Raw genomic sequence first — 26,397 nt, forward strand, 5'->3', positions numbered from 1 at the left:
TGTGTTAAAAGGAGAGAGTTAAAGATGAGTACATTGAAACTAAAACCCCTATATACAGCTTCAGCCAAGGTTCGCGGAGGCCGTGAAGGTTCGGTGGAATCGTCCGACGGAGCGCTGAAGCATGATCTCAAAATCCCGAAGGAGCTTGGCGGTCCTGGTGGTGCCGGCACAAATCCGGAGCAGCTGTTCGCGGCGGGCTATGGTGCGTGTTATGAGAGTGCCCTTGCTAATATTGCCCGTAAAGAAGGCGTAAAGCTGCAGGATGTCGAGATTACCTCGAATGTGCTGATCGGCAAGGACGAGAGCGATGGAGGCTTCAAGCTGGCCGTGAAGCTGGATGTGAAGCTGCCAGGTATTGAGCGCTCTGTGGCAGAGGATCTGGCTAAGAAAGCCCATGATTTCTGCCCGTACTCCAAGGCGACCCGCGGAAACATTGAGGTTGAGCTGAACGTTCTGTAGCGATAGATAGCAATGTAAAATTGAATAGCATGGTTATCTGAAAGATCAGACATTCAATGTCTGGTCTTTCATTATGTTGAGCGCAGAACCACGGGTAGGAATGGACAAAGCTGGGAATAATGGCTAAATAGAGTCTGAGAAGGCCGGAAGTGTGGTAAATAGCGTGCAGGAGCTTGTACTTTGGTTGACATCACCCCGGAAATTCTTTAATATGTCTAAGTATCTGTTAATGTCGCGCGTGCTATTAACTACCAAAAATTTAAATAATGGGTGATGAAGATGTCTTACAAACCGAGTATTACGAATGTGACCAAAGCCAGCAGCAATGATAAGGAAGGATTGTACGAGTTCATTATCAAGCTTGCTGACGGAACGGAGTGCCGCGCGTTCTACAACCGGTTTCCGGAATGGAAAATGACGAACATCAGCCGCCTGCTCAAGACTCCTTGTCCGGTATGCCGCAAAGATTTCATTTGCAAATGTATGGAATCCTTCACTGCTGATTTCGAAGAGCAAATGACCGGGGACGAATGGATTAACAAAGCAATTGCTGAATAATTAGACGAACGGACGTTGTAGGCGCGGGAGCTATCCCGCGTTTTTTGTTTTTTTTCAAAAGGGGATACGAATGTTACACTATGCTTAAGAGAAAGGGGGCGGTGATGTGACTGAGGAGCGGAAGGGAATACAGGGTGAATCTATTGTGCTGATTGACGGGGTCTGTCATCTGTGCCAGGGAATCGTCCGGTTCATTATTCCGCGTGATCCCAAGGCGTACTTCAAATTCGCCTCCTTGCAGAGTGATGCGGCCCGGGAACTGCTTAAGGCAGGCGGTCTGCACGAGCAGCAACTAGATACTGTGGTGCTGATAGAGAACGGCAAGTATTATACGAAATCGGCTGCTGTTCTGCGGATTGCCCGCAGACTCCGGTTCCCGTGGCCCGCCGCATATGTGTTCATCCTGATTCCGGGGCCGCTGCGTAACGCTATGTACAAGATTGTGGCCAGGAACCGCTACCGCTGGTTCGGCCGGGATGAGCAGTGTCTGCTGCCGACACCGGATATGAAGCGCAGATTTCTGTAGCCGGTAAGGGGGATTCTGAGGGATTCTCTCAAATAGTGGAGAAAAAGCTATTGCCGACCTCTTATATATATGCTACTATAACAGTAAATTACAGGAACAGTAACGGAAGCACCGTTCAATGACCATATTCACGGTTATTGGCGGTGCTTTTTGCTGTTCTTTTTCTTATGTATCCAAGAGAGGAGGAGGATTTCATGACGGCAAGAATCGTACTTGCAGTCCGGGAGAGCCAGTATATTGAACCGCTGCTTCATTATCTTCACCATAGCGAATATGGAGAGATGCTGCGGATTACGGCTTTCAGCAGACTGGACGCTTTTATGGAATTTATGACAGGTGACGAGCTGCCGGATGCGGTTGCCGCTGACCCGTCTTTCATTGAAGCCTGGCTGGTGGAAGGGAGAAGTACCGTTCCCTGGGCTGTCTTAAGTGAAGGCGGAGAATTGCCGAATGGCCGGGATCTGGCGGGGGAAAGGCATATTGCCAAGTATCAGGCTCTGCCGGCGCTAATGGAAGCGATTCTCCAGTTGAGCGATCAGAAGCGTGTCCGGACGGCTGCTCTGCCTAAGGAAGCAACGCTGCTGCTCGGGATCGTCTCGGCCAGCGGCGGCAGCGGCAAAACCACGGTAGCACTGAACATGGCGAAGCAGCTTGGAGCAGTTGGCCTGTCCGTGTTCTATCTTAATCTGGAGAGTGTGGACAGCAGCGGATTCATCCTGCGTATGCCGGGGAGCCATGTTCCCGGTCTGGAGCGGCTCTTATATGAGCTTAAGGCCGGAGGGCCAGAGAATAAGGGAGGAAGAGGGCAGCCGAAATGGACCGATTATGCGTTCAGACATGACAGTCTGCGGTGTGATGCCTTCCGGCCTGTGGAGAACTTCAAAGAGATGCTCCAGATGTCGCGGCAGGATACAATGGATCTCCTGGAGGGGTTGGCCGGAGCTGGAAGCTATGATGTGGTTATTGTAGACACCGGCGCTATTGAGGAGGAGCGGGCCCAGGCTGTTCTGAACAGATGCGGCATTCTGCTGTGGGTGCTGAAGAATGACCAGGCCAGTATCCGTAAGACGGAATGCTGGCTCGATTATACTGCCAGTCCGCACTCCGGCATGCAGCCGGAGCTGGTGAACAGGAGCCGATTCGTCATGAACGGCTGTACCGGAGCAGATAGTGAAGGTCCGCTATCCGCTGCCCTCCGGTTGGATGCTGTACTTCCGTATATTCCATCCTGGGGTTTACAGCATTATGGAGAACTCTGCCTAAGCTCTCCCCAATTCATCGACGGTATTCAGCAGCTCTCCAGAGCTATCGTAGAGCCAGAATTGCCTGTGGTGTTCACCGGGATTCCTGTATGAATGAAGAGATGTTCCGCGCCTTGCGCAGCGATATCCGGGCAGGGCTGGATGTTACCTCGGTCATCGGGAATGATGAGCTGGCAGCTTATATTGAACGGATCATTCTGGAGCGGGAGCAATTACGCCTCCTGACTGCCCAGGAGAAGCACGGGCTGGTGAAGAAGCTGTTCGATTCCTTCCGGGGGCTGGATATTCTTCAGCCGCTGGTCGATAATCCGGCGATCACCGAGATTATGATCAACAGCCATGAGGAGATCTTTATTGAGGAAGAGGGCATGATCCGCAGGCTGCCGCTGGCTTTTGAATCGGGGAGCAGGCTGGAGGATATCATTCAGATTATCGTCTCCGGCGTCAACCGTGTGGTCAATGAATCCTCGCCGATTGTAGATGCGCGGCTGCAGGATGGCTCGCGTGTCAATATCGTACTGCCGCCTGCAGCGCTGAAGGGTCCGGCCATGACCATCCGCAAATTCCCGGAGACGCCGATGACGATGGAGGAGCTGGTGAGACGTGAAGCGCTCTCGGAGGAAGCGGCCGAGCTGCTGCAGATTCTGGTTACTGCCAAATACAATATTTTCATCAGCGGGGGAACTGGCTCAGGGAAAACAACCTTTCTGAATGCTCTATCGCAGTTCATCCCGCCGCAGGAGCGGGTCATTACGGTGGAGGATTCGGCAGAGCTGCAGATCGTTACGGTTCCGAACCTGGTCTCCCTGGAGACCCGGAATGCTAACACGGAGGGGCGGGGCGAGATCACCATCCGCGACCTGATCCGCACTTCGCTGCGGATGCGGCCGAACCGTATTGTCGTTGGCGAGGTCCGGGGAGCTGAATGTCTGGATATGCTGCAGGCGATGAATACCGGTCATGACGGGAGCTTGTCAACGGGGCATTCGAACAGTGCGCTGGACATGCTCAGCCGCCTGGAGACTATGGTGCTCAGCGCTGCTGATCTGCCGGTAACCGTCGTCCGTCAGCAGATCAGCTCAGCGATCGATATATTCGTGCATCTGTCGCGGCTGCGTGACCGTTCACGCCGGGTGATGGAGATCAGTGAGGTTGCTGGAATCCGCAGCGGTGAAGTCATCCTGAATCCTTTGTATGAGTTTCGGGAATCGGGCGAACAGGATGGCAGGGTGCAAGGGAAGCTTGAAGTCAGCGGCAACCCGCTTCTGCATGCAGACAAGCTGCGGATGGCCGGAATCCATGATTATCCGCTCAAGCAGTATGAGAGTAGAAGCTTTGCGAAGGAGGCGAGTGTACCTTGAATGTCATGAAGAAGATAGACCGGCATCCCCCTGTAAGGCGAAGCAAAGGGTTCATGAAGAGGACACCGCCCATGCTGCCGCTTAGTACATCTCCAGGGGGAGAGCAGGTGCTGCTGCCCGATTATACCGTATACGAGTTGACCTCCCTGCAAAGAATGCTGGTCATTCTCGGTGCCGGAGCCCTGTTGTTCGGTATTGGTTACCTGTTCTATCACCGGCTGATCCTGGCGGTAATGCCTGTCCCCGGAAGCGCCTATGGGCCGAAGCTGCTGCGTGAATATTTGCTGCAGCGCCGCCGGGCTGCACTGAATCTGCAATTCAAGCAGATGCTGTTCTCACTCTCTTCGTCGCTCTCGGCCGGACGTTCGGTGGAGAATGCCTTCCGTGAGGCAGTGCAGGATCTGCGGATGCTTGACCCGGAGGGCGCAAGTGACATGATCTCCGAGCTGAATATCATCTGTGCCCGGATGGAGAACGGGGAGCCAATTGAAGATGCGCTGTATGAATTCAGCAAAAGAGCAGGAATGGAGGATGTGGAGCGCTTCGCAGATGTGTTCATGGTCTGCAAGCGTACAGGCGGGGATCTGGTAGAGATCGTACGCCGCACATCCTCGATCATCGGTGAGAAGCTGGATATCCAGCAGGATATAGCAGTCAGTATAGCCCAGAAGAAATTTGAGGCGAAGGCGCTGCTGGTCTCTCCGCTGATGATGGTGATGTTCATGAGTCTGAGCGCCGGAGACTATATGCAGCCAATGTATACTGGTGCAGGAATAGCGGTGTCTACACTGGCGCTGATTGCACTGTTCCTCTGTTACCTCTGGACTAATAAGATCATGGATATTCCTCTGTGAAGGAGGGTGAGTAAAGGGATGTCATTGATCTGCGGTGCGATTCTGCTTCTGCTCGCAGCAGGCTGGCTCATTCTGAGGATGAGATGCGGCAGCCGTTATGCTGCTCTGCGGGAGCTGCCCATGGAAGGCCTGCGGTTGCGCCTGTTAGGTGAGCCTCTATTGTTACTGGTAGAGAAGGGCAGGATCGCCAGTTATCTCCCGTCCATGATGTTCAGGATACAACGTTCGCTACAGCGGATCTATGGTATGCGCTACAGCGCAGAACGGACCTTACTGTTCATGGGGGAGATGCTTAGCTACAGCTGGCTGCTTGCTGCAGGAGGAAGTGCACTGACAATGCTTACGGGAGAGCAGGCGGGAATCATTCTCGGTGGGCTCTTGGCAGTTGCTCTCCCGGTGGCGATGGTTAGCGATCTGCACAAAAAGGTACGTGTACGGGAGCAGAATATTATGCTGGAGCTTCCTGAGCTGCTGAACAGTATTGTTCTGCTGGTAGGCGCGGGTGAGACGGTTCAGCGGGCAATTGTCCGTTGTGTGAACAGCCGTCAAGGGGACAGCACCCATCCGCTTTACGCTGAATTAATGAAAATGACGGCTGAATGGGACGGCGGTTACTCCTTCCAGCAGGCGTTCGAGAACTTCAGTAAGCGCTGTGCTGTGCAAGAGGTCTCCATCTTCACAACTACAGTGCTGCTTAATTACCGCAGAGGCGGGGCCGACTTTGTTCTGTCACTGCGGGATCTGTCACGGATGCTCTGGGAGAAGCGGAAGGCTATCAGCCGCACACGCGGGGAACAGGCATCGTCGAAGCTGGTTTTTCCGATGGTGGTTATCTTCTTGATTGTGATTGTGCTGGTGGGAACACCGGCGATTATGATGTTAAAAATGTAGGAGGTAGAGGCGTATGTTAACACAGATGGCAGAAGGAGCAAAAAGCTTTTGGAAAGATGAGGAGGGGCTGGGGACGCTGGAGATGATCCTGATCATCGCTGTACTGATTGCGGTCGTTCTGGTATTCCGTGAGGAGATTGTGAAGGTGGTTAAGGATCTGATCGGCACGGCCGGAGATAAGAGTCAGGAAGTCTTTGAGTGATTCCGCTGCGGGAGGATGAGGGGAGCTTCACTATCGAGGCTTCGCTTCTGCTGCCGATGCTTATGGGCATTACGATGGTGCTGCTGTTCTTCTCCCTTTACAGCTATCAGAAGTCGATGCTTCTGCAGATTGCCTCAGCTACTGCGGAGCGGGCTGCTTATAATTGGGAGAATAGTAACCGGGCGGTAAGCGGAGAATTCCAGACCGGAAATGTTGATCCGCTGTACTGGAGAATCGGTGAGGATGGACTGTTGGCTTCGCTATTCGGTTCAGGAGCAGAGAATGGCAGTACGGCCATTACGCTGCCTGGTAATGCTGAAGAAGGAGGGCCCCTGCCGGTAGTGAAGCTGCGCCGGTCATCACAGATGGTGCCTGCCGGATTACAGGGAGAAATGAGCTACGTCTACGGATTGACTGGCCGCAGAATCAGTACGCAACTGAAGAAGGCGCTACATCTGCCTGTTCTGGACAATCTGCTGGCCGATAGAGCCGCGCCTGAGGTGTATGCCCGCTCCTACGTTACGGAGCCTGTTGAATTCATAAGAACAGTAGATCTTATGCGTTACTACGGGTCGAAGTTCAAACAGCATTCCTCCGCCGGCAAGGAGGGCAGCGGCATGGAGAAAAAGCATGCAGCCCTCATGCTTGATAAGCTGCGTTAAGGATGGCTGGTGATGTAGCAGCTTGGGCCGGGTTGTTCAAGAAAAAGGTTAAGGGGAAGTTCCAATGCGTATTTTCAAGCACAGCTGGTATTTAAGCAAGTATCCCGGCCTGAGCCGCTGCTTGTATCGCGGATCTATATTCAGATGTCTTCGTTCAGCGGAGGGTTCGGTATCGGTCTTTCTTATTTTGGTGCTGGCGTTTGTATTTCTTTTTAATGCTGTGCTGATCGATTACGCACGGATTGCGGCGGTGAATGTGCAGGAGGAACGTCTGGCGAGAGCCGCTATACGCTCAGTAATGTCGGCATATGACATTGAACTGCACGAGAACTACGGCTTGTTCGCCTTCGGCGGCGGGGACGGCAATCAGCTGCTATCAAAGGTGCTCAATGATAATCTGTATGAGAGCGGACGGGGGGATGCTTTTAACCTGCTGCCCGTGATGGTAGATTCCTCTTCGCTGAACTGGAGCCGCCCGCTGGGCACCTATGAGGTCTTCCGGCGGCAGATTATAGAAGAGATGAAATACAAAGCGCCGGTTGATTTCGCCCTGGAGCTGGCAGGCAAGCTTAAGCCGTTATCGGCGGCGATGACGGAGGCTTCACGGACAACAGAGATAATGGGTGACTTGCAGCCCTTATATGATCAGCGTGAGGAAGCGCTGGATCTTATGCTGAAGAAGCGCAAGGAAGCTGCTGACAGTGCACAGAACCTGCAGGAGCTTCTGATGAATCCTCCGGGTGACAGTATTCCGGCCCGTTCGCTTGCATCCTTGGCCGCAATCTCCGATATCCCGGCGATGTACGGGGATTATGTCAATAAATATTATGACGATTATTACCGTCCCCCCAAGACATGGCCAAAGTACACGGCAGTGCTATCGCAGTATCAGTATCAGATTGGTGAAATAACAGGCAAGATACCGGCAGTGCTAGCTGACTTCCAGGAGAAAAACAGCCGTCTGCTGGATGAAGCAGAGGCTGCACTTGAGCAGGTGAATGCGCTGAACCTTCAGATGAAGAGTGTAATTGATCAGGCAGATGCGAATACCAGTGCTGCGGGGGATGATCCTGCCCGCAACTGGGACATTCCGGACACGGCCGGAGAGCTCAGCTCAGAGCCCCTGAAGAAGCTGAGAGCACAGGTGGAGGGACTTATCCTTCCTCCGGCTGAGCTTAGCGGGATGGGCAATAACATCGGTATACAGCGAGGTTCTGCGCTTCCCTTGGAGCCGCCAGTCTCCGGCTTGCCGGCTACATTAAGTACAGCATCCGGGTTGTATGCCGACTATTCTCTTATGAGTGCAGGTGTTCTTAATGCTTCCCGGGCAGTTCGCGGCTATATAAGCAGTTACGGGCAACACGGTACTGTCATAACGCAGGAAGCGGAACAGATTGAGAGCCGCCGCACTGCTGATAGCCAGCGTAAGCAGATAGAAGGGCAGGCGAAGAAGAAGCTTGGCGATGCCATGAAACTGCTGGATCAGATCCGCGCGCTGGGAAGCAGCGCACATGAAGCGATGGAGCAGTACGGTAGTCTGCGTCAATACTACCAGCAGAATGTGGCCTTTAACGAAGGTCTGGAGCAGGAACCGGGGGCTGCTGTGAATACTGGTGATCAATACGCTGCGGGCAAGTCGTCCATGAAAGATATGGATGGGATATATGCTGCTATGGGCAGTGTGCTGGCAGGAGCCAGAGACCGGCTGTACCAGACGGAGTACTCTGCGATGTATTTCCGGCATTTCGATCTGTCTGCGCTAACCTCGCTGGCCTCCGGGTCTGCTGAAGGGTTCGGTGAGCAGCTGGGAGAGCAACTGAAGCCGCAGGCGCAAGAGCTGGAATATATTTTGTACGGATTCTATAATCCTGCAGGCAATGTGGCCGCCGCTTATGGCGAGATCTTTGCTCTGCGGCTGGCTGTGCGGACGATGGAAGGCCTGATTGAGAAAGCCGGTATGGGGAATCCGCTTGTCGTCCTGGCCGCCGCACTGCTGTACGGTATTGAGCAGGCTATCCAGGATATGATACAGCTCTGCACCAAGGGGGAGATTCCCTTATCCAAATATATGACCGCACAGCTCAGCTATCGTGATTATCTTCGGCTGTTCCTCCTGCTGCATGGGGGAGGTGAAGAACAGTTGTCCCGGATGCTTGCGCTGATCCGCTTGAATACCGGTATCAATCCGGTAGAGAAATATACATATGCCTTTGCCCGAATCACGATGGGCATGCAGCTTTGGTTTCTGCCGGGTGTAGTGAAGCTGGTGAATTACAGTGCCGGACTGCCAGGAGATGTGCGGGGCAAGGTTTATTTCAGACAAGCAGGGGCTGACTTTTCTTACTAAAGGGGGACGGTAGAATGAAGCGGTGGCTGAGGAAATCGCTGAACCCTAAGGATGAAGGCAGCATGGTTGTGGAGGCGGCACTGATTCTGCCTGTGTTCCTGTTATTTGTCCTGTTCCTCATCTTCATTATCCAAATGACCTTGTATTCGACAGCGCTGCAGAGTACGGCTTCTGACACTGTCAAAATAATCTCAACCCATATGTATCCCGCAGCGCTGGCAATGCAGCAGCAGGAGGGGGAAGGTGGTGGCGGGGGAGATGAAACCGAAGAAGCAGGTGAGGGAGAGCACTCAGATGATGCGGACTCCTCCAGCATCTGGAGCATTCCACGGCTGTCGGTAACGGAGTGGAGTGAGGACTACGTGGAGAAGCTTCCGCAGCCGATGGAATCCTGGGTCAAGGCTGTGGTCCGGGAGGGAGAAGGGCCTCTGCAGAAGGTGCAGGCGGGAGCATCCGAGGCCGTGCTGGATCAGGTGCTTAAGCCGATGCTGCGGCCGTATCTGTCCTCAGACCTGCTTGAATATAGCAAGATTCATGTATCCAATGTCACTGTACCCGATCTGAGAAAAGGGACGCATCCGTATTTCGGTATGGTAGTCAGCTATGAGCTGCCAATGAGAATTCCGTTCTTGAATGAAAAAATCGTGCTGGAGGCCAGCGCAGTTGAACGCTTATGGGTCGGAAACACCGATTCTTCCGGGGAAGGAAATCCGGCTGAGCCTGCTGAGGAGACCGGGACCATTATGATCCTGGAGAAGCCGAATCCGGGAGTAGCGAATCACCAGGGCATCATCAAGGTGAAGGTACCTCCCGGGGCATCAGCCAATCTATCGATCTTTTACAAGAGCGGCCAGAGTACTGCCAAGTATCTGGGCTGGAAGCAGGCGGATGAGCACGGGTACATCGAATGGGAATGGAAGATTGGCGTGAATACTACGCCGGGTACCTGGCCCTTCGTGGTTAGTCTGGCTGATGGAGCTACGCTTCAGGCGACTTTTACAGTAGTCAAAAAATAAAAGAATAGAGAAAAGAGGAGCACGGATGACGGAATGGGCGTTATGGGGCTGCCTGCCGTTCCTGACAGCAGCATTATTCACAGATATACGCTGGATGAGAATTCCTAACTGGATTACACTGCCTGCGCTGATTGGCGGACTGCTCCTGCAGTTGATTATCAATGGCTGGCAGGGATTGCTGTTTTCACTTTGCGGCAGCGGAGCAGGCTTCCTGCTCCTGCTGATTATGTATTTTATCGGGGCGGTGGGGGCTGGTGATGTGAAGCTCTTTGCGGCTATCGGTGCTTGGACAGGAGTACTTTTCTCGCTTCAGGTCATGGTCTATTCGGTGCTCTTGGGGGCAGTCGTAGGCTGGATCATCATTCTCTACAGGAGGGAGACAGGACGCAGGCTGCGCAGCGTGATTAGCAGAACAGCCAGGTTCCTGCTGCTTCGCAATATGAGTCTGGTCAAAGGCGGGGAGGGAGAACTGCTCCGGTTTCCTTTTATGCTGGCCGTATTCCCGGGCTTTATCTGTGCTTATATTTATCTCTGACTTGGAGCTTATCGATTACAGCTTAGGAGGTGAAGAGACTTGTTTGGACTAGAACGTGACTTCATCCAGCAGGATGGAATAACGATGCTGCTGGGCAGATCCGGGGGGCTGAGCGCAGGCGAGCTGAATATGGTGCAGGCCCGGATGCTGATGACCAGCGGGATACCGTATCATTTACGGCTGCTGCTTAGAGAAATAGATCTGCAGGTCACACTGGAATACACGTTGGCAAGACGTAAAATGCTTGGAGCTCTGCTTAAAAGCGGGAAGCTGAGCATGACGGAATTCTTCGGGCTGATGCTGCAGATCGCTGCCGGGATGGAGGAGGGGCAGCTGTATATGCTGCGTACGGAGCAGTATGCGCTCCATGAGGATTTTATCTTTATCGAAGGTCCGCTCAGCAGCGGCAAGGTCTTCCTCACATATGTTCCGCTGGAACTCACAGAGCCTGCACGGAAGCCTGGAGAAGCCTTGAAATCGCTGATCATGGTCTTCATGGGAGCCATCCGGGAATTATCGGGTGACGGGATTCAGCGGCTGCTGCAATATTGCGGGGAAGAAGTCTTTAGTCCGGCTGGGCTGAAGGAGCTGCTCGCAGAAATGCTGACGGAGGGTACACCCCATAAGGGCCATGTTGAAGAAACGGAGCCTGCACGTCTAAGTTCTATGGCTGGCACAGGCACTTCTGGTGCCGTGTCAGGAACGAGGATAGACTGGGCGCAGCCTCCGGATCGCAGGCTGGAGGAACCGGGAAGGGAGAGGTCCGCGGCCGCAGCGTTCTCCCATGTACATGGAGATAAGGAGTCGCAGCCTTCCGGTTCGATGCTTAATCCTACGCCTTGGGGGAGCGGTACGCCTCAGTTGAAGCGGCAGGATGGATTATCAGGGGCTCAGACAGCAAACGGTACAACAATGAGACCTGTTCCGGCTGAGGACAAGCAAAGTTCTTACAGGACTTATATATTGCTGGGGGCATTATTGGGTGATGCTTTACTATGGAAGTTTCTCTATCTGAATGCCCCCCGGGCACTGTGGCTGGCAGTTTGTGCTGCGGTGACTCTGATACTTGCAGCTGCATGCTGGCTGGTGTGGAGTGGAAGGCTGGCTTGGGGCGAAGCAGAGGAAGAGAGGGATGCTCTGGAGGAGAGGCCGGAGGATGATAACAGTACAGCCCGGAACCGTAAGCTGAGAAGCGATCTGGAGTGGGATTTCAGCAGGAATCCGGTAGATCAGCGCCGTTCTCCGGTACCGGTCTACACTCCTCAGAACCAGGAAGCAAATGCGGGGCAGAGCGGATTCACAGCCGCACCGGCTGGCAGACAACGGGCTCCGGCGGGAATGACCGCCAGTAGTCCGCAGAAGAAGGAAGCGGCGATGGCTACAGCGCTGCTGACCCGGGAACCCGTTCAGGCTACAGGTAGCGGAATACCCAAGGCGGGTAGGGCAGTACCCTATCTGGAAAGAAGTGACCAGGATGACGGGGGAGCTCCCGAGAGAATTGAGCTGAACCGGCCCAGCTTCATTATTGGACGCTCCTCTGAAGTGGCTCAGTACATTGAGAAATCGGAAGGGGCTTCACGGGTCCATGCTGAAATCTCCAGAGCCTCAGGAAGTTACATTCTGAAGGATCTGGATTCCAGGAATGGAACGCTGCTTGGAGGCGAAGCTATGGTTCCCTACAAAGAATATCCGCTGACCGAAGGCACTGTGTTCACCATTGTTAAGGGTACCTACACCTTTCATACAACGTAGCAGAGATAGACGGGGCAGATCAACTGGTGCATTTGCGGCAGCCTACTGGTTTTTCAGTTGCTCCAGTGCAGGCTGTAACGTGGGATAGTTGAAGGTGAAGCCGTGGTTAATTGCTTTGGAAGGAAGCACACGCTGGCCTTCCAGCAGAATCTCTGACAGCTCGCCTACAGCGGTTTTTAGCAGAAACGCCGGAAGGGGGAACCAATGCGGGCGATGGTAGACCTTGCCGATCATCCGTCCGAACTGTTCATTAGTGACCGGCTGTGGAGCTGTGGCATTAACGGGACCCTCGATCTCAGGCTGAAGAATGCAGAATTCGATCAGGCGCACAATGTCTGTAAGGTGAATCCAGGACATCCACTGCTTACCGGTGCCGATTTTGCCGCCGAAGCCAAGCGAATAAGGCAGCTTCATTTTGGGGAAAGCACCGCTCTCATTGCCAAGCACTACCCCAGTGCGCAGCTTGACCAGCCGGATACCGGCATAGGCTACATCTGCAGCCTCCTCCCAGGTCTTGACCACCTCGGAAGGGAAATCGACAACCCGGGTCTCGGAGTCTTCGGTATAGGTATCCTGCACGGATGTACCATAAATTGCGACTGCTGAGGACTGGATGATCACGCTTGGCTTATGCTGGAGTGAATTCAGCAGCTTTCCGGCAGCGGCAACGGTTTCAAGCCGTGATTGCATAATCGCCTGTTTCCCCTTAGGGGTCCAGCGTTGACTGAGCGAAGCTCCGGCAAGATTAATCATTGCATCTGCGCCTTCTGCCGCTTCAGGATTAGATGCCAGGCTGTCCCAGGTGAGATAGCTAAGCCCCGGATGCTCCAGCTTGTTCCCGGGGTTCTTGCGGCCGACACTGATGATCTGATGTCCGCTGTGCAGCCAATATCCGGTAAGCTCATTGCCGATGAATCCGCTGCCTCCGCAAATAATATATTTCATAGGGCTTGCTCCTTAATCTGCTTTATTTGACCAGATGCTTGTAAGGCGCGTAGTCGATGCCGTTCTTCTCCAGGAAGGTGATCAGGAACCGGTTGTCACGCCGGGGTGTGGCGATAATGTACCCTTGGATACAGTGCTCACGGGTAACCTCGGTTGCTTGGCTCTCTACAGCAAGCTTGCCGATCTCAGCAGCGATAGAGTGCTTGGCAATGTCACGGAACGGGCTGGGCACCGGCTGTACAAGCTGGTCCAGAAAAGCTTTCATCTCGTCGCTCCACAGCGGACGGCTGCGTTCCACCCAGTAGTTCTGCCAGTCCAGCTTGGATTTGCCGTCAGCCTTGGGCAGCACCTTCAGAAATTTGCGGAACATAAAATAGCCGCCGATGCACATGCTGCCCAGCAGTAAAAAGGTCCAAAATGCGATAGAGTTCATAAACCAGTTGCTTGGAGACGTGGACAATAAGCTTGAGGGTAAATGGAAATGCATGAATACACCGCCTTTGACAATGATGATTGTCACTTTCCTTTTGCTCCTCTTGAGTATAGCGTATTTCCTTAAGTTTGCGAAGCGGAAGCGGCCTTCCGGGGCTTGCCTAGATTTATTCTTCCGATCACGGTAGAATAAGGGTTAATTCGTGAAGGAAAGAGGGAAATAGGCATGCTGAAAATAGGTTCACATGTGTCCTGCGCGGACAAGGGTCTCCTGAGCGCGGCCAATGAAGCAAATGAGTACGGATCTACCTCGTTTATGATATATACGGGAGCGCCGCAAAATACGCGCCGGAAGCCGATTGAGGCGATGTTCCCCGAGGAAGGCAAGCAGAAGATGCGGGAGAATGGTGTCGGAGAGATAGTGGTTCACGCTCCTTACATTATTAACCTGGGCTCCTATAAGGAGAATACCTACCAGCTGGCAGTAGATTTCCTTCAGGAGGAGATTCGCCGGACCCATGCGCTTGAGGTCAAGCATATTGTCCTGCATCCGGGTGCATTCACTGATAAGGATGCTGATTACGGCATTCAGCGTATTGCAGACGGCCTGAATGAGGTGCTGGGCGGTACGAATGAGACTGATGTGCATATCGCACTGGAGACGATGGCTGGTAAAGGCACAGAGATCGGCCGCACCTTCGAGGAACTCGCCTCTATTATAGATAAGGTCGAATTTAATCAGCGGCTATCGATCTGTCTTGACACCTGTCATATTCATGATGCAGGATACGATATCGTGAACGATCTGGATGGGGTACTGAAGAAATTCGATGATACGATCGGCCTGGAGCGCCTCGGTGTGATCCATCTTAATGACAGCAAGAACCCGCGCGGAGCGGGCAAAGACCGTCATACACCGATTGGCTCGGGCTACTTAGGATTTGAGACGATTAACAATGTAGTCCGGCATGAAGCACTCGCAGGTCTGCCATTTATTCTGGAGACACCCTGGATCGGCAAGGATGCCAAGAAGCTCCGTCCCATGTATGAAGTAGAAATCGCCCTGCTGCGCGGCAATGTCGCTGAACGCTTTGGAGCGGAGTTCCTGCAGGAGCTGGAAGAGCTGCATGCCTTTTTTGCCAAGCAGGAGCTGGATTCCCGCCGTTATGTACTGGATGTGTGGGAGCTGCTGAAGAATGACGCCAAGGCCAAAAAAGCAGACCCCCGTGAACCGCTGGAACGTCTCTATGATCAAGTCATAGCTGCCGGATTATTCCCTCAGCTTAGTGAGGAAGCCGTTAATCACCGGCTGATCGCCTGGCTTGCAGGCAAACAGCTGCTCGTGAAGGCATAGACCCGCATAGATAACGCAAGCAGATGAGAGGATGAACGGAGAACTATGGAATTACATGTGAAGAGAGAGCATTCAACAGGCAGACCTTATCCCGACCGGGCACGTATGCTTATATCTTGTCCTGATGGACCGGGGATTGTAGCGGCAGTATCGCATTTCTTGTATCAGCATGGCGCGAACATCGTGCAGTCTGACCAGTATACGATGGACCCGGACGGTGGAATGTTCTTCATGCGGGTAGAGTTTGACCTGCCTAAGCTGGATGAGCGGCTGGAAGAGGTACGTAGCATCTTCGGCGGTGTTGCCGAGCGCTTCAAGATGAACTGGCAGATCTTCAAGGTAAGCCATAAGAAGCGGCTGGCGATCTTCGTCTCCAAGGAGGACCATTGTCTGGTGGAGCTGCTCTGGCAGTGGCAGGCGGGCGACCTGGATGCAGATATCGCGCTTGTGGTCAGCAACCACACCGATATGCAGGCTTATGTGGAATCCTTCGGCATTCCGTTCCATCATATTCCGGTTACCGCAGAGACGAAGGCTGAAGCTGAAGCGCGTCAATTGGAGGTTATCGGTGAGGATATCGATGTAATTATACTGGCCCGGTACATGCAGATTATCTCCCCTTCATTCATTGAGCATTACCGGCACCGGATCATCAATATCCATCATTCATTCCTGCCCGCCTTCGTCGGCGGTAAGCCTTACGCCCAGGCCTATCAGCGCGGAGTCAAGATCATCGGGGCGACTGCCCATTACGTGACCGAGGAGCTGGACGGCGGGCCGATTATCGAGCAGGACGTGCAGCGGGTCAGCCACAGCGATGATGTGAATGAGCTGAAGCGCATTGGACGTACCATTGAGCGGGTGGTTCTGGCCCGTGCGGTCAAATGGCATATTGAGGACAGAATCCTCGTGCATCACAACAAAACAGTAGTATTTAATTAATCAGCCTTATCTTGCAGTCAACGTTATAACCACTCCGGTAAAAGTCAGCAATCTTGCGCAATGCAGGAGATTTAGAACATCGTTCTGGCCTGACTTTTACCGGCATTCATCTTCAGCGGGAGCTTCCCGCGGCCTCAGGCTTTACCAACCTCACAAGGATAATCTAATACAATTCTCAACCACTAAGGTGAAAAAGCATTTTGCCGGCATTTTGGACATAAGCGCCAAGATGTATTTTGCTATGTGCAGAAATCACATTCAAAGGGGGTAAAGGGCTTGTCAACAAAGCGCGGACGTCTATTAAAACGCAATTATTTCTTCGCCGGACTCATCCTGCTCATCGGCTTCGGCGGACTGCTCGGCTATGATCTCTACTTCAAACCTTATGTACTGTCACAGACCGTTGTCAAAATCAAGGTGGACGGCGGAGGCTTCCTGCCGAAGAATCATGAGCTGACAGAAGAGAATCTCTACCTGGATTCCGTACAGACCAAAGACATCCCGGCAGGGGTCGTCCGTAGTCTGGAGCAGGTGGAGCAGAAGATTACGAATGTCAATCTGACGGATGGCAGCATTCTGACCGAGTCACTGGTGGATGTTAGCGAGTTGGAGCCACAGCAGGACGAGGGGATTTTCCCGATTCCCAAAGATGCCATCTATGCCATCAACGGTTCTCTCCGCAGCAGGGATAAGGTAGATATCTATCTGGTCGAAGGAGACTCACCCGCAAAAGAAAGCAGGGGATACAGTCCGGCTGCTGCTGCACCTGTAACTACTCCCGGAGGGGGAAAGGCCGCAGACTCTTCTTCCCTGCTGGAAGCAGAGATTCCGCCAGAAATCCCTGCGCGCAAAGTATTTTTAAGCGGAGTGACTGTAAACTATGTCCGTACGGAAGATAACAACGATGTACTCGACTCGGAGAACGGCAACAACAATAACCGCTTTACTTCCACCGGGAAGGTGGCAGCCCCGGAATTGAAGTTGAAGAAAAGTGACGGTGAGCTGTTGGGAGCTTATCTCGAACAGGGCAAGAAGCTATGGATTGTTCGGGTGGAGTAGAAGAGTGGACAGAAGGGAGGAGGAATGAGCTTGAGAATATTCAGTCTGGGTATAGATCAGCTGACCATCAACGAGATTAAGCTGGCAGGCTTCACCGTTATAGCACAAAGTGTGCTGCCAGAGCCTGAGCATGCCGGAGGGCATCTATTAATGGTAACTAGCGAGCAGGTGCCGGCAGTGGAATTAAGAGAGCTGAGAGGGAGGTATCCGGACTCTTCGATTTTGTACATCTATCTGCAAAAAGGGGTACGGGGTTACCAGGCTATACATATGCAGTGTGAGAGTCTGGGCATATTTTTCATGCCCCCGCGCTCAACCTCAGCGGCAATCATCGATAAGCTGCGCTATATGCTCGAAGATGAGCATAAGGAGAGCGGTAATGTGGTAGGCTTCTTCGGCTCGGGGCCAGGTATTGGCTGCACGAGTATTGCCAAACTGTTCGCCAGGAGGATTGCCGCTTCAGGGCTGCGGGTGATTATGCTGGGTCTCGACCTGTACGATCCGGGCTATGACCGGAAGACGGCGGTTAGTCTGGACAGGCTGCGGCCGCGGATTACCGGTAAAATGCTGCATGATGAGGATTTCAGCACGCTGGTGAAGCAGGAAGGCTATGCCTATCTGCCCGGAAACTTCGATTATCTAAGCGCCCAGGATTATCAGGAGGAGGAGATCGAATACCTGCTGGCTAGAGCAAGTGAAAGCGCTGATGTGGTAATTGCGGATTTCGGGTCGATCCCCGAGAGCGCCGCGTGGTATGTGGGGATGCAGAAGTCGGTGCTGCGCATGATCGTTACACACCCGCGGCATGAACACAGGCTGCAGCCTCTAATGGAGCTGGCCGGACATATGGACCTGCATCCGCAGGACTTCCAGTGGATTATCAACCGCAGCAATGTGGAGGAGTTAACGTCACCGAAGAGCCTGGCTCTGCGTTTTGGCAGCGAGCTTCTGCTGGAGCTACCGTATTATCCATCTTTTCAAGAGAGCCTGCCGATGGGAAAAAAGAGCTTCAGCAAGTGGACGATAAGGTCCACGCATTGCTTGTATCACTGGGCCTCGCCCAGGAAACCCGTAAGAAGGGGATATTCCAATGATGAACAACAAGGATGAAAGCTTGCCGTTGCTACAGAAGCGGGTGTTGTCCGGATGGGCTCCGCTGGACCCTGAACAGGGCAGGCGGCAGGAGCAGCGGGATGAGAGTTTACGGGCGGTGTCTGGACTCGCGGACGGAACGCAGAGCAGACGGCTATTTTCACTGAAGCAGAGTGTACTGCGAACCAGCAAACCTGGCAAAGAGGACTTCTACAGCTTCCTGCACACCATGAAAAGTGAAATGAACGCCGGGCTGGAGCGTGAGGATGACGGCTATTTCGAACTAAATGCGAAGGCGCTGGTTGGTGATCCGCAGGCGGTCAGCTTTTTCATGAACGAGATTGAGAAATATCTGCGCCGGACCCCGTTTACCGGAAAAGTACCGGAGGCTTACCGCACAGCCGCTGAAGCGCTGTTTCATGAATGGAAGGGCTTCGGCCCCGCCTACCGCTGGTTCACAGACCGGGCCTATAGCGAATCCACCGGACTACAGATGATCGGGCGGCAAATTTTTTATAACCATCAGGGGAGGTTTGTGGCGTATCCCTATGAGATGCCTTCGCTCGACCGGGTGGAGCAGCTTAAGCGTTCTCTCCTCAAAAGCGATCCGGGCAAGAAGCTGAACAAGGATAATCCTTCCGTTGAATTCAAAATGGATGATCCCCTCTGGCCCGGCCGGTTCATTCGTCTAGCCATCTGGGTCTCGCCACGGGTCTGGGAGGGCTTCACTACCATCTCGCTGCGGCGGCAGGTCGTTGAATTTCTGGATCTGGATGATCAGGCCGGCACAGAATGTATTCCTGCGGAAGCGATTGATCTGATTCGTGCGCTTACCGGGACGTTTCGCAACACAATTATCGCGGGGGCCGTAGGCTCGGGTAAAACCACTTTTGCCAACACGATTGTCGGCGAGCAGTTGCTCGGCTCCTCTTCCTGCATGGGCGTCGTGATGATCGAGAAGCATCCGGAGTCGATTTTACCTTATCAGATCAAAGGCCACCGGATCATTCCCATTCAGGCGTCTAATGAAGAATTGATGGAGGTCGGAGTGGAGTCGCTGCGGCATGACCCGAACATTCTCTACATGACGGAGATGCGTTATAACGAGTGGGAATTCTATCTGTGGAGCGGCGAGAAGGGCTATGACGGCATTACGGGCACCTTTCATACCGTAGATTCAGAGGATATTCCCTATCAGGGGGCGTTTGCTGTATCTACACGGATCGGCGGCAGCCTGAAGGGGCATTTAATCTCAGCACTGAAATCCTGTGAGCTGGTGTTTATTCTGGAGAGTGTCCCGGATGGCAAGAAGCGGCTCACGCGGATCTCCGAGGTCTTTTATGAAGAGGCCAGTAATTCAGTCTTCGCCAACGATCTGATGCGCTGGGAACCAGAGCAGGCAGGCTGGACCTATAATGACAAGCTAACCCAAGCGCTGATTGTGAAGATGAAGAAGAAGAATGCCAGAGCGGCCCGGATGCTGCTGCAGGAGCTTGGACATCTCGCTGCACAGAAACCGATGATTGACCCGCTGAAGGAAAGTCTGAAGTCCAAAATCGTTTTGAACGAATGAGAGGAGGGAGTGCCTGTGGAGCTGCTGTTCTATATCATCCAGTTTGTGCTTCACCTGCTCGTTGCAGGCGGACTCTGGCTGCTGGTCAAGCCGCTGATCGAGCGGCATCTATGGCAGTGGGGGCAAAAGCTGGATCTGCGTATGAACATGCGGATGAGCTTGTTCGGCAAAAGGGTCAGCAGCGCAAAGAGGAAAATGTGGCTGTACCGCCATCTGGATGATCTGCTGTATTTTGCCCATAAGCGATATGAGCCGGGTAGTAGTGTGCTGCGCTTCGTCACCCGTTCGGGGATGCTATTCCTCGGGGTATTCCTATCGAGTCTGCTGACTCTTAAAGAGCTGCCGGGGCAGATGAGCTTCAGCAATCCTTTTCTGGAAGGCATGGTGTTAAATGACGGCGCACCTGTGCAGAATACCTGGCGGCTTCCCTTGTTCCTGGCGATTCTCTCGGCTTGTATTCCTTATCTGCGGATGAGATATACCTATGCCCAGCGCAAGGTGCGGGGAAGCTACGATTTGCTTGATGTGATCAAAATCGCCACCAAATTCACGCATTTGTCTGCGGATTCCATTTTGTCCAAGACCAGTGACTTGCTACCGGTGGAGAATGTGCTAAAGACGCCTTTGAGGCTGCTGGGGACAGCATTCGCTGGCTATAGTAATGAACGGGAGCTGAATGAGGAAGCCGGGCGTTTTGCCGGAGCGATTGGCACGACGTTTGCCGTTGAATTCGTATCGGACCTGCTCTATTGCGAGAAGGAGGGCACCCGTTATCTCAAAAGCTCACTCATGACGCTTAACCGCTCAATGGAGCTGCAACGGGAGACCATTCTGACGGTAAAGGCCAGCAGCAGGGATGCGATCAGCCTGGGACTGTACGGTAATCTGATTGTGCTGGTATCTTCGGTGGGAACGTTCATGTACATGCTGAAGCCGGATGTGTATTTCAAATTGCAGTTCGAGACAACGATTGGACTTACATTTATGATGGTGATCCTTACGGGCCTATTCATCTCGTTCATGATCAGTACCATCCTAGCCAGACCCAGACTGGACTACCATTAAGGTGATGAATGATGGATAGATTACTACTTTTGATAGCTGTAACAGGTGTTGTGTATCTTGCCTTACTGGTCTTTGTCAGTAGCAGCAGCCGTCAGGAACGGTATGTGCTCCGTCTAGGCCAGCAGTGGAAGGCCTTCGGTGAACGTGTGCACAATGAGTGGCTGCAGCAATTGCTCAATCAGAGCGGACTCTCTATATCCGCAGCCAAAATCACATTATTCCGATATTCGGCGGCCTTCCTCTATCTGCTGGTTCAGGCAACGGGAGATTTCGTACGCTCAGAGTCCATGTCCATATACGATCCTCTGATTGCGCTGCTGATTCTTGTAATTACCAGTCCGCAGCGGGTGCTGCCATTTGGCTGGGTGCTGAGCTGGCTGCATCAGAAGACACTGATTCAAAAAGACGGGGAGCTGATCTCCTTCATCCGCCTTTATGAGAACAATCGGCTGCGCAAGCGGGGGTATGTGGAATTTGGAGCCTTCTGCGCCGGGACGGCCAACCATTTCAGTTACATCCGCCAGGATCTGTATGAGCTTTCGGAGCGGGCGGTGGATGAGGGGACGGAGCGGGCCATTGAATGGTTTTGCAGCAAATTCCCGGAGAACCACATGTTTATCAACGATATCCGCTCGATTCTGCTGGCGACAGAAGGGATGGATGATGACCATGAAGCAGCGAAGTATCTGCAGGAGCAAGGCAAAATTATCACCAAAATCTCAAGTGACCAATATCTGAAGAAGTGGTCCTTTATCGGGGATATTTCCACGATCATCAATGTTGTTCCGTCAATCGCTACCTTTCTGATGATTGTGTCGCTGGCGATGCAGTACATTATGCTGATCAAAGGGAATTTTAACGGCGTAGGGATGTTCCAATGACCAGTTCGGGCAGGCTCACAGCAAAAAAAGAACCAAATGAAAAATTTGTTATATTCAAGAAGCCATTTAAAATATAAAATCAAAAGGGAGATATTTACAATGAAAAAAGACGCTATTTCGACTGGTTTGTTTATCGCTATCGGGTTCCTGTGTGTGGCTATCGTAATTGCTGTATTGATTCCTGTAGTACGGGATGTAATCGATAAAGCGGATGACAACAGACCTGAAATCCCCAAGGTTAGTCTGGTTCAGCCCGCAGGTTCTGTGGAAGCGGCAGTAACGTATACACTCGCCAGTCCTTTGGTTTAACTGAGATGAAGAAGGACTCGATTTCCGTCGCGCTGTTTCTGGCTATTGGCTTTGTAATTGCCGGGATTTTTATCGCTGGGGCTACAAGCATTATCGGCGGCAGCCAGGATGATATTATCACCCATGTCAAAGCTGTCGAGAAGTATTAAAAGGAGGCGCTGCGCTTGAAGGCAACTGTCCTCCGGGCCTTGTTCATGTGGCTGGTGCTGTTTATTATCCTGCAGCCGATTTTTACGTACATCGATTATCTGCTCGATCTGCAGGTCAAAGCCAATACCTCGTATATTACGCAAAAGGCGGCGACAGAAGGGAGGGTCACTGCCTTCATGAAGGCTGAGGTCATTTCCAACCTGAAAGCTGTAGGATTTCCAGAAGGCTCGATTAAAATAACCAGCGGAACAGAAGTGATCCTTGAGCGCAAACAGCGGATTGATGTATATGTGACTGCGCCGCGGGTGAACCTGTTCCCCTACAATTTCTCCGGCATATCCCAGCCGACACAGTACTATGGACATGGCTCGATCATGAGTGAATATCTCGATTAATTAAGGGATGAAGCTAACCTATGGATTATATTATTAAGCTGGCCTTTGTCCTGTTGATCTTTATTTATTCCTGGTTTTTTCAGATTCAGAATCAGGAATGGGACCAGGTGCGCAGCATGCTTAAGGATGCCAATAATATGGCTGTCCATGACGCATCACAGGAGTTGAACGAAGCAGCAAGGGCCCAAGGCGGTCTGGTCATTGACCCCGCTGAGGCTTATGCCACCTTCCGCCACACCCTGCAGAGTAATCTGGGACTGGATGACGGCTTATCCCCCTTAGCGGGGAGCCGGCTTCAGGCTCAAGTGAAGATCGTCAAGTTCGACATCGTGGATGAATCTACGGGTACTACTTTTCCGCTGCTCTATGAGGACAGTACTTACGGTATCACCAAATACTTACAAGGTCCTTCAGTCATCGCCGTTATTCAAACGCAGCACCCGGTGCTGATCTCCAGAAGCAAGGTCCAAGAGGCCATCACGGTACCGGCAGTTCAGGAATATAGGATAAATCGATAAATGCATCCGGCTGGTGAAGGTGCAAAAATATGAAAACTAGGGAGAGGTAATTATGACGAAGTTGAAGATCAGCAAGACAATGGCGGGGAAAACAGCAGTAAAAGCTTTTTTGGCAGTGGCCTTGTTGGCAGGTCCGGCTGCTGTTCTATCTGGGGATGTTAGTGCTGCGGGGGTGAAGGCTACGGCGGCTCCAGTGATGACAGATAACTTGGCTAAATTCGGACTGAAGAAGGCAATGGATCTGCCAGTCACACTTGAATCGGAAGGATTGAGTTATACACTTCATAAGATTATGATATATGATTTTAAGTCTCCGGAGGTGAAGAAATTACAGCAGTTGTATGGGTTTCAGGATGAAACTGGAATTATAGGCAAACCAAAGTACTTTATATGGACAAAAGTAACGATAGAAAACAAAACGAATAAAACAATGTATGGGAGCGGTAATGATATACAAAGGCTGATACCATTAAGATTTAAAGCTGGTACTATTACCGATGCAATATGGCCAAAAAAATATGCATCTAAAACAAACAGTACAGAAGCTCTTTGGACATATAAACTTAAACCGGGCGAAAAAATAGATTCCTATCTTGGCTATGTTTATTCGGATGAATTTGAATTTTTCGTAATTCGTATGTTCTATGGTGAAAATTTTGTTGAAAAGTTTGTGGTTCCTGAATGAAAAAGGTACTAAGCTTAATAGTGGTTTTTTCAATACTGACGACTTCGTTTATTCAAACCAGGGTAGCAGAGGCTTCCGAAACTAAAACTGCTACAATATCTATTCCGGCAAATACAGGATTAATTGGTGATGAGTACGTTGCAAAGTCATATATTTTGGATTTACCTACTGGTGTAACAGCTGCTTCTATTGACACTAGCTCACTTAAGTATTCAGGTAACAACAAACTTGTTGGAGGCATTACGCTTGAAAATGGAAAAATAAATCTAAAACTTAATGGTGTTTCGAATTTGAAAATTCTAACTAACGTCAAGGGATTCCGTTCATCATGGAATGAATATTATATTACTAATCCCAGCAACTCAATCTGGAGGTACTCAGATGGAAGGCGCTGGCAGATTAATGAATATGATGAATCAACAAATGGAATGAAAACAAAGGATATGCCAGCAGAAGATAACACAACTCCTTCAATGCGCCCACCTAGAGTTGTTGTTTCGGCTGGCCCTGCCCAATCAATGGAGTATCTAAAATGGTACGAGGGGTCCCAAGCCAATGTTATCGATCCTAAGTATATTATTGCTAACACGCTAACACCGCATTTTGAAAGTGGACTTTCCTCAACTTATATTAATGAAGCTCCGAAATTTAAGAATGGTAGAGTTATTGTTAACTACGCAATTCCTTTTTTAGTTGGAGAAGATGGCAAAACATATGAACAGGAATTTGCAAATCAAGATGCCGATGCATCTCATCCCTTAGTAGGTCATGCTGAGGGAAGAAAATACGAAGTCAAAGCCGCTTACTACTACACCGCCGACGCCAAAGTTCCAACCTACAGCTACAGCGGCAGCGTATCCTTCAGCTACACGCCTATCACCGAACCCACCCTAGACGGCGGAGTAAGCATCCTCAAGCCTTCCCCCAATCCAGCCAAGTTTGAGGGGAAGGACACTGAGGTATCCTTGAGAGTCAAGGGAGACCTTTTGGCTTACAATAATTCATCTAACATCGAGGAATGGATATTTTATGCGAAGGAGACTGGCTCTAGTGATGTGAAGACAAAGAAGGATTACGGCAAGGTTCTGAATAGCACACAGACCTTCGATAATTTTGTCATTCCTAAGAGCAGGGGTAGCAATGTGAAGCAAGAGTATACCCTTACCGTTACCGTGCGGTTCGCTAAACCGGTAGTGACCGGGAATGGCACAGTTTCATCACTGTCCAAAACGATGAAGGCAACCGTAGAAATCTCAGATTCTCCTGTCCCTACAACACCTCCACCAGCCAATAGCAACAAGCCGCCTAAAGCCGTACTTGATGTGTCTGAAGAGGTCATGGCAGGGGAAGAAACCTTGATCTATGGTAAAGATTCATATGATCCAGACGGAACGATTGTAGATTATAAGTACAATACCCCTGGAGCTGTGGAGCCGGTTAGCGGACCCTTCGGCTGGACTTGGTATCCACTAAGCGCCCTCGGCCAGCATTCCGTGCGCCTAACCGTAACTGATAATGGAGGACTGACCGGATCAACCAGTGCGAAAATCAACGTCATTCAGCCAGTTCCTCATGCGGAAATTGCTGTGAAGGGGACAAAAAAAGAAAACAGGAAAGTAACACTATTGAGTAAGAGCCTAAGCCCGGAGCACTACCCTATTGATGAGACCAAGACGCAGTGGGCGATTTCCCCTGTTTCCGGTGGTACTGCCGCAGATATTAAATACTTGGGAAATCTCTCAGGGATGAACTCCAAAGATGTATTGTTTAAGAAGCCTGGGACGTATAAGGCTACTCTCACCATAACTAACACTGCGGGCTTTGGGGATTCCACCAGTATGACCTTTGAAATTATTCCGGATGAGCCGCCGGTCGTTTATTTTTCTGCCCCGGGAAAGATCTACCGTGATCCAGCGAATGGGAACCAGGCGGTTGCAGCCTTAACCGATATGTCTTTTTCGCCAGACTATGATTTTTTGGCCCACCGAAAATGGGAATATCGTTATGATGCTGAGAATGATGGAGATTTCTCCAATAACCCATGGGTCCCGTTTAATGATGGCAACTTCACTACTCTGAATTTGATTTTATATGAAGTAGGACGATATGAAGTACGGCTTACTGTAACAGAAGAGTTTGACCAGCCAACTATCGATGAATTTGTAACGGCAGCCGATCGTAGATCAAAAGACTCTTACAGTAGTGTGCCAGCACAGCCCTTGGCGGAACGAGTGATTGAGGTTTATAACCGCGCTCCAGTCGTGGACTGGTCATGGTAGGGGAAGGAGTGACGAAATATGAGATCATTGATTATGCGGATTAAGATCCTAATCCTAATCATCACATTGTCGTTGACGGGAATGATGACGGAACGGGCAGCAGCGGCTGGGGAAGTGATAGAGTTTAATGATGTTGAGGTTCCTGCCGTGCATTTAGAGGCACAAAGTGATGGTGGGGGGGGGATCGCTATGCAATTGGATATCCCTGCCTATGAATTTACGAATGTCAGATGGAATCAGGTAACAGGCGATGTGGAAGTGAATGTTTCACCTAATTATTTAAATGGTAGATG

At 51.6% G+C, this 26,397-nt stretch carries 28 protein-coding genes; 26 read left to right on the forward strand and 2 right to left on the reverse strand.

Annotated elements, in window-relative coordinates:
• Positions 1–24: 24 nt before the first annotated feature.
• From NYE24_RS26935 to NYE24_RS26995, 13 genes are all read left to right on the forward strand, one after another.
• Positions 25–459, forward strand: a complete 435-nt coding sequence (locus tag NYE24_RS26935; RefSeq protein ID WP_036697152.1) for an organic hydroperoxide resistance protein — start codon at positions 25–27, stop codon at positions 457–459.
• A gap of 279 nt (positions 460–738) precedes the next feature.
• Entirely contained in the window at positions 739–1,017 is a 279-nt protein-coding gene (locus NYE24_RS26940) for a hypothetical protein (protein ID WP_036727511.1), read from the forward strand.
• Between the two features lie 106 nt (positions 1,018–1,123).
• On the forward strand, positions 1,124–1,543 hold the full coding sequence (locus tag NYE24_RS26945) for a thiol-disulfide oxidoreductase DCC family protein (protein WP_342477096.1): 420 nt from the start codon (positions 1,124–1,126) through the stop codon (positions 1,541–1,543).
• 194 nt (positions 1,544–1,737) lie between these two features.
• On the forward strand, positions 1,738–2,898 hold the full coding sequence (locus tag NYE24_RS26950; protein WP_342477097.1) for a hypothetical protein: 1,161 nt from the start codon (positions 1,738–1,740) through the stop codon (positions 2,896–2,898).
• Positions 2,895–4,166, forward strand: a complete 1,272-nt coding sequence (locus tag NYE24_RS26955) for a CpaF family protein (RefSeq protein ID WP_342477098.1) — start codon at positions 2,895–2,897, stop codon at positions 4,164–4,166. Before NYE24_RS26950 ends, NYE24_RS26955 begins: the two co-directional genes overlap by 4 nt.
• 53 nt (positions 4,167–4,219) lie before the next feature.
• On the forward strand, positions 4,220–5,020 hold the full coding sequence (locus NYE24_RS26960; RefSeq protein WP_342477099.1) for a type II secretion system F family protein: 801 nt from the start codon (positions 4,220–4,222) through the stop codon (positions 5,018–5,020).
• Positions 5,021–5,038: 18 nt separating this feature from the next.
• Entirely contained in the window at positions 5,039–5,911 is an 873-nt protein-coding gene (locus NYE24_RS26965) for a type II secretion system F family protein (RefSeq protein WP_342479304.1), read from the forward strand.
• Between the two features lie 13 nt (positions 5,912–5,924).
• Positions 5,925–6,113 (forward strand): Flp1 family type IVb pilin, encoded by a 189-nt coding sequence (locus tag NYE24_RS26970; RefSeq protein ID WP_036696953.1) that lies wholly within the window; start codon positions 5,925–5,927, stop codon positions 6,111–6,113.
• Positions 6,110–6,775 (forward strand): TadE family protein, encoded by a 666-nt coding sequence (locus tag NYE24_RS26975; RefSeq protein ID WP_342477100.1) that lies wholly within the window; start codon positions 6,110–6,112, stop codon positions 6,773–6,775. Before NYE24_RS26970 ends, NYE24_RS26975 begins: the two co-directional genes overlap by 4 nt.
• A 64-nt stretch (positions 6,776–6,839) precedes the next feature.
• Positions 6,840–9,122: a hypothetical protein gene (locus NYE24_RS26980; RefSeq protein WP_342477101.1), complete on the forward strand. Its 2,283-nt coding sequence runs from the start codon at positions 6,840–6,842 to the stop codon at positions 9,120–9,122.
• Between the two features lie 14 nt (positions 9,123–9,136).
• Positions 9,137–10,138, forward strand: a complete 1,002-nt coding sequence (locus tag NYE24_RS26985) for a TadE/TadG family type IV pilus assembly protein (RefSeq protein WP_342477102.1) — start codon at positions 9,137–9,139, stop codon at positions 10,136–10,138.
• Positions 10,139–10,163: 25 nt separating this feature from the next.
• A complete protein-coding gene (locus NYE24_RS26990; RefSeq protein WP_342477103.1) occupies positions 10,164–10,673 on the forward strand; it encodes a prepilin peptidase in 510 nt (169 codons plus the stop codon).
• 39 nt (positions 10,674–10,712) lie between these two features.
• Entirely contained in the window at positions 10,713–12,425 is a 1,713-nt protein-coding gene (locus tag NYE24_RS26995) for an FHA domain-containing protein (RefSeq protein WP_342477104.1), read from the forward strand.
• A gap of 42 nt (positions 12,426–12,467) precedes the next feature.
• Here the strand turns inward: NYE24_RS26995 and NYE24_RS27000 are convergent, their stop codons facing one another.
• Positions 12,468–13,370: a TIGR01777 family oxidoreductase gene (locus NYE24_RS27000; protein WP_342477105.1), complete on the reverse strand. Its 903-nt coding sequence runs from the start codon at positions 13,368–13,370 to the stop codon at positions 12,468–12,470.
• A gap of 22 nt (positions 13,371–13,392) precedes the next feature.
• Complete coding sequence (locus NYE24_RS27005) at positions 13,393–13,857, reverse strand: DUF2621 family protein (RefSeq protein WP_341188079.1); 465 nt, start codon at positions 13,855–13,857, stop codon at positions 13,393–13,395.
• A 171-nt stretch (positions 13,858–14,028) separates the two neighbouring features.
• Between NYE24_RS27005 and NYE24_RS27010 the strand changes: the two genes are divergently transcribed.
• The 13 genes from NYE24_RS27010 to NYE24_RS27070 all read left to right on the forward strand — a co-directional run bounded on the left by NYE24_RS27010 (position 14,029) and on the right by NYE24_RS27070 (position 26,104).
• On the forward strand, positions 14,029–15,156 hold the full coding sequence (locus NYE24_RS27010) for a deoxyribonuclease IV (RefSeq protein ID WP_341029290.1): 1,128 nt from the start codon (positions 14,029–14,031) through the stop codon (positions 15,154–15,156).
• Between the two features lie 45 nt (positions 15,157–15,201).
• Positions 15,202–16,098: a formyltetrahydrofolate deformylase gene (gene purU, locus NYE24_RS27015; protein WP_076159077.1), complete on the forward strand. Its 897-nt coding sequence runs from the start codon at positions 15,202–15,204 to the stop codon at positions 16,096–16,098.
• 276 nt (positions 16,099–16,374) lie between these two features.
• Positions 16,375–17,157 (forward strand): SAF domain-containing protein, encoded by a 783-nt coding sequence (locus NYE24_RS27020; protein WP_036696939.1) that lies wholly within the window; start codon positions 16,375–16,377, stop codon positions 17,155–17,157.
• A gap of 30 nt (positions 17,158–17,187) precedes the next feature.
• A complete protein-coding gene (locus tag NYE24_RS27025; RefSeq protein ID WP_342477106.1) occupies positions 17,188–18,267 on the forward strand; it encodes a hypothetical protein in 1,080 nt (359 codons plus the stop codon).
• Positions 18,248–19,822: an ATPase, T2SS/T4P/T4SS family gene (locus tag NYE24_RS27030; RefSeq protein ID WP_036696937.1), complete on the forward strand. Its 1,575-nt coding sequence runs from the start codon at positions 18,248–18,250 to the stop codon at positions 19,820–19,822. The genes NYE24_RS27025 and NYE24_RS27030 overlap by 20 nt, the downstream gene beginning before the upstream one ends.
• A gap of 15 nt (positions 19,823–19,837) precedes the next feature.
• The gene (locus NYE24_RS27035; RefSeq protein ID WP_076159102.1) at positions 19,838–20,887 is read left to right on the forward strand and encodes a hypothetical protein; all 1,050 of its coding nucleotides are present in this window, start codon (positions 19,838–19,840) and stop codon (positions 20,885–20,887) included.
• Positions 20,888–20,937: 50 nt separating this feature from the next.
• Positions 20,938–21,768 (forward strand): hypothetical protein, encoded by an 831-nt coding sequence (locus NYE24_RS27040; protein ID WP_342477107.1) that lies wholly within the window; start codon positions 20,938–20,940, stop codon positions 21,766–21,768.
• A gap of 99 nt (positions 21,769–21,867) precedes the next feature.
• Positions 21,868–22,077: a hypothetical protein gene (locus NYE24_RS27045; protein ID WP_342477108.1), complete on the forward strand. Its 210-nt coding sequence runs from the start codon at positions 21,868–21,870 to the stop codon at positions 22,075–22,077.
• Positions 22,078–22,082: 5 nt separating this feature from the next.
• Positions 22,083–22,226 (forward strand): hypothetical protein, encoded by a 144-nt coding sequence (locus NYE24_RS27050; protein ID WP_155991580.1) that lies wholly within the window; start codon positions 22,083–22,085, stop codon positions 22,224–22,226.
• A gap of 15 nt (positions 22,227–22,241) precedes the next feature.
• Positions 22,242–22,622, forward strand: a complete 381-nt coding sequence (locus NYE24_RS27055; protein WP_342477109.1) for a hypothetical protein — start codon at positions 22,242–22,244, stop codon at positions 22,620–22,622.
• A gap of 20 nt (positions 22,623–22,642) precedes the next feature.
• Entirely contained in the window at positions 22,643–23,140 is a 498-nt protein-coding gene (locus tag NYE24_RS27060) for a hypothetical protein (protein WP_342477110.1), read from the forward strand.
• A gap of 52 nt (positions 23,141–23,192) precedes the next feature.
• Positions 23,193–23,825 (forward strand): hypothetical protein, encoded by a 633-nt coding sequence (locus NYE24_RS27065; protein WP_342477111.1) that lies wholly within the window; start codon positions 23,193–23,195, stop codon positions 23,823–23,825.
• Positions 23,822–26,104 carry a hypothetical protein gene (locus NYE24_RS27070; RefSeq protein WP_342477112.1) on the forward strand — a complete coding sequence of 761 codons (2,283 nt, stop codon included), beginning with the start codon at positions 23,822–23,824 and terminating at the stop codon, positions 26,102–26,104. The genes NYE24_RS27065 and NYE24_RS27070 overlap by 4 nt, the downstream gene beginning before the upstream one ends.
• The last annotated feature ends 293 nt before the right edge of the window (positions 26,105–26,397 follow it).

Origin of the sequence: Paenibacillus sp. FSL H7-0350 (assembly GCF_038593195.1) — a bacterium.
GTDB lineage: Bacteria > Bacillota > Bacilli > Paenibacillales > Paenibacillaceae > Paenibacillus_AQ.

Bases quoted from the DNA above. Each gene is read 5' to 3' on its own strand.
- NYE24_RS27010 (WP_341029290.1), top strand. From the start codon at position 14,029: ATGCTGAAAATAGGTTCACATGTGTCCTGCGCGGACAAGGGTCTCCTG.
- NYE24_RS26940 (WP_036727511.1), top strand. From the start codon at position 739: ATGTCTTACAAACCGAGTATTACGAATGTGACCAAAGCCAGCAGCAAT.
- NYE24_RS27050 (WP_155991580.1), top strand. From the start codon at position 22,083: ATGAAGAAGGACTCGATTTCCGTCGCGCTGTTTCTGGCTATTGGCTTT.
- NYE24_RS26965 (WP_342479304.1), top strand. From the start codon at position 5,039: ATGTCATTGATCTGCGGTGCGATTCTGCTTCTGCTCGCAGCAGGCTGG.
- NYE24_RS27005 (WP_341188079.1), bottom strand. From the start codon at position 13,857: ATGCATTTCCATTTACCCTCAAGCTTATTGTCCACGTCTCCAAGCAAC.
- NYE24_RS27060 (WP_342477110.1), top strand. From the start codon at position 22,643: ATGGATTATATTATTAAGCTGGCCTTTGTCCTGTTGATCTTTATTTAT.
- NYE24_RS26960 (WP_342477099.1), top strand. From the start codon at position 4,220: ATGAAGAGGACACCGCCCATGCTGCCGCTTAGTACATCTCCAGGGGGA.
- NYE24_RS26950 (WP_342477097.1), top strand. From the start codon at position 1,738: ATGACGGCAAGAATCGTACTTGCAGTCCGGGAGAGCCAGTATATTGAA.
- NYE24_RS27000 (WP_342477105.1), bottom strand. From the start codon at position 13,370: ATGAAATATATTATTTGCGGAGGCAGCGGATTCATCGGCAATGAGCTT.
- NYE24_RS26935 (WP_036697152.1), top strand. From the start codon at position 25: ATGAGTACATTGAAACTAAAACCCCTATATACAGCTTCAGCCAAGGTT.
- NYE24_RS26990 (WP_342477103.1), top strand. From the start codon at position 10,164: ATGACGGAATGGGCGTTATGGGGCTGCCTGCCGTTCCTGACAGCAGCA.
- NYE24_RS26980 (WP_342477101.1), top strand. From the start codon at position 6,840: ATGCGTATTTTCAAGCACAGCTGGTATTTAAGCAAGTATCCCGGCCTG.
- NYE24_RS27070 (WP_342477112.1), top strand. From the start codon at position 23,822: ATGAAAAAGGTACTAAGCTTAATAGTGGTTTTTTCAATACTGACGACT.
- NYE24_RS27065 (WP_342477111.1), top strand. From the start codon at position 23,193: ATGACGAAGTTGAAGATCAGCAAGACAATGGCGGGGAAAACAGCAGTA.
- NYE24_RS26985 (WP_342477102.1), top strand. From the start codon at position 9,137: ATGAAGCGGTGGCTGAGGAAATCGCTGAACCCTAAGGATGAAGGCAGC.
- NYE24_RS27030 (WP_036696937.1), top strand. From the start codon at position 18,248: ATGATGAACAACAAGGATGAAAGCTTGCCGTTGCTACAGAAGCGGGTG.
- purU (WP_076159077.1), top strand. From the start codon at position 15,202: ATGGAATTACATGTGAAGAGAGAGCATTCAACAGGCAGACCTTATCCC.
- NYE24_RS27045 (WP_342477108.1), top strand. From the start codon at position 21,868: ATGAAAAAAGACGCTATTTCGACTGGTTTGTTTATCGCTATCGGGTTC.
- NYE24_RS26955 (WP_342477098.1), top strand. From the start codon at position 2,895: ATGAATGAAGAGATGTTCCGCGCCTTGCGCAGCGATATCCGGGCAGGG.
- NYE24_RS26970 (WP_036696953.1), top strand. From the start codon at position 5,925: ATGTTAACACAGATGGCAGAAGGAGCAAAAAGCTTTTGGAAAGATGAG.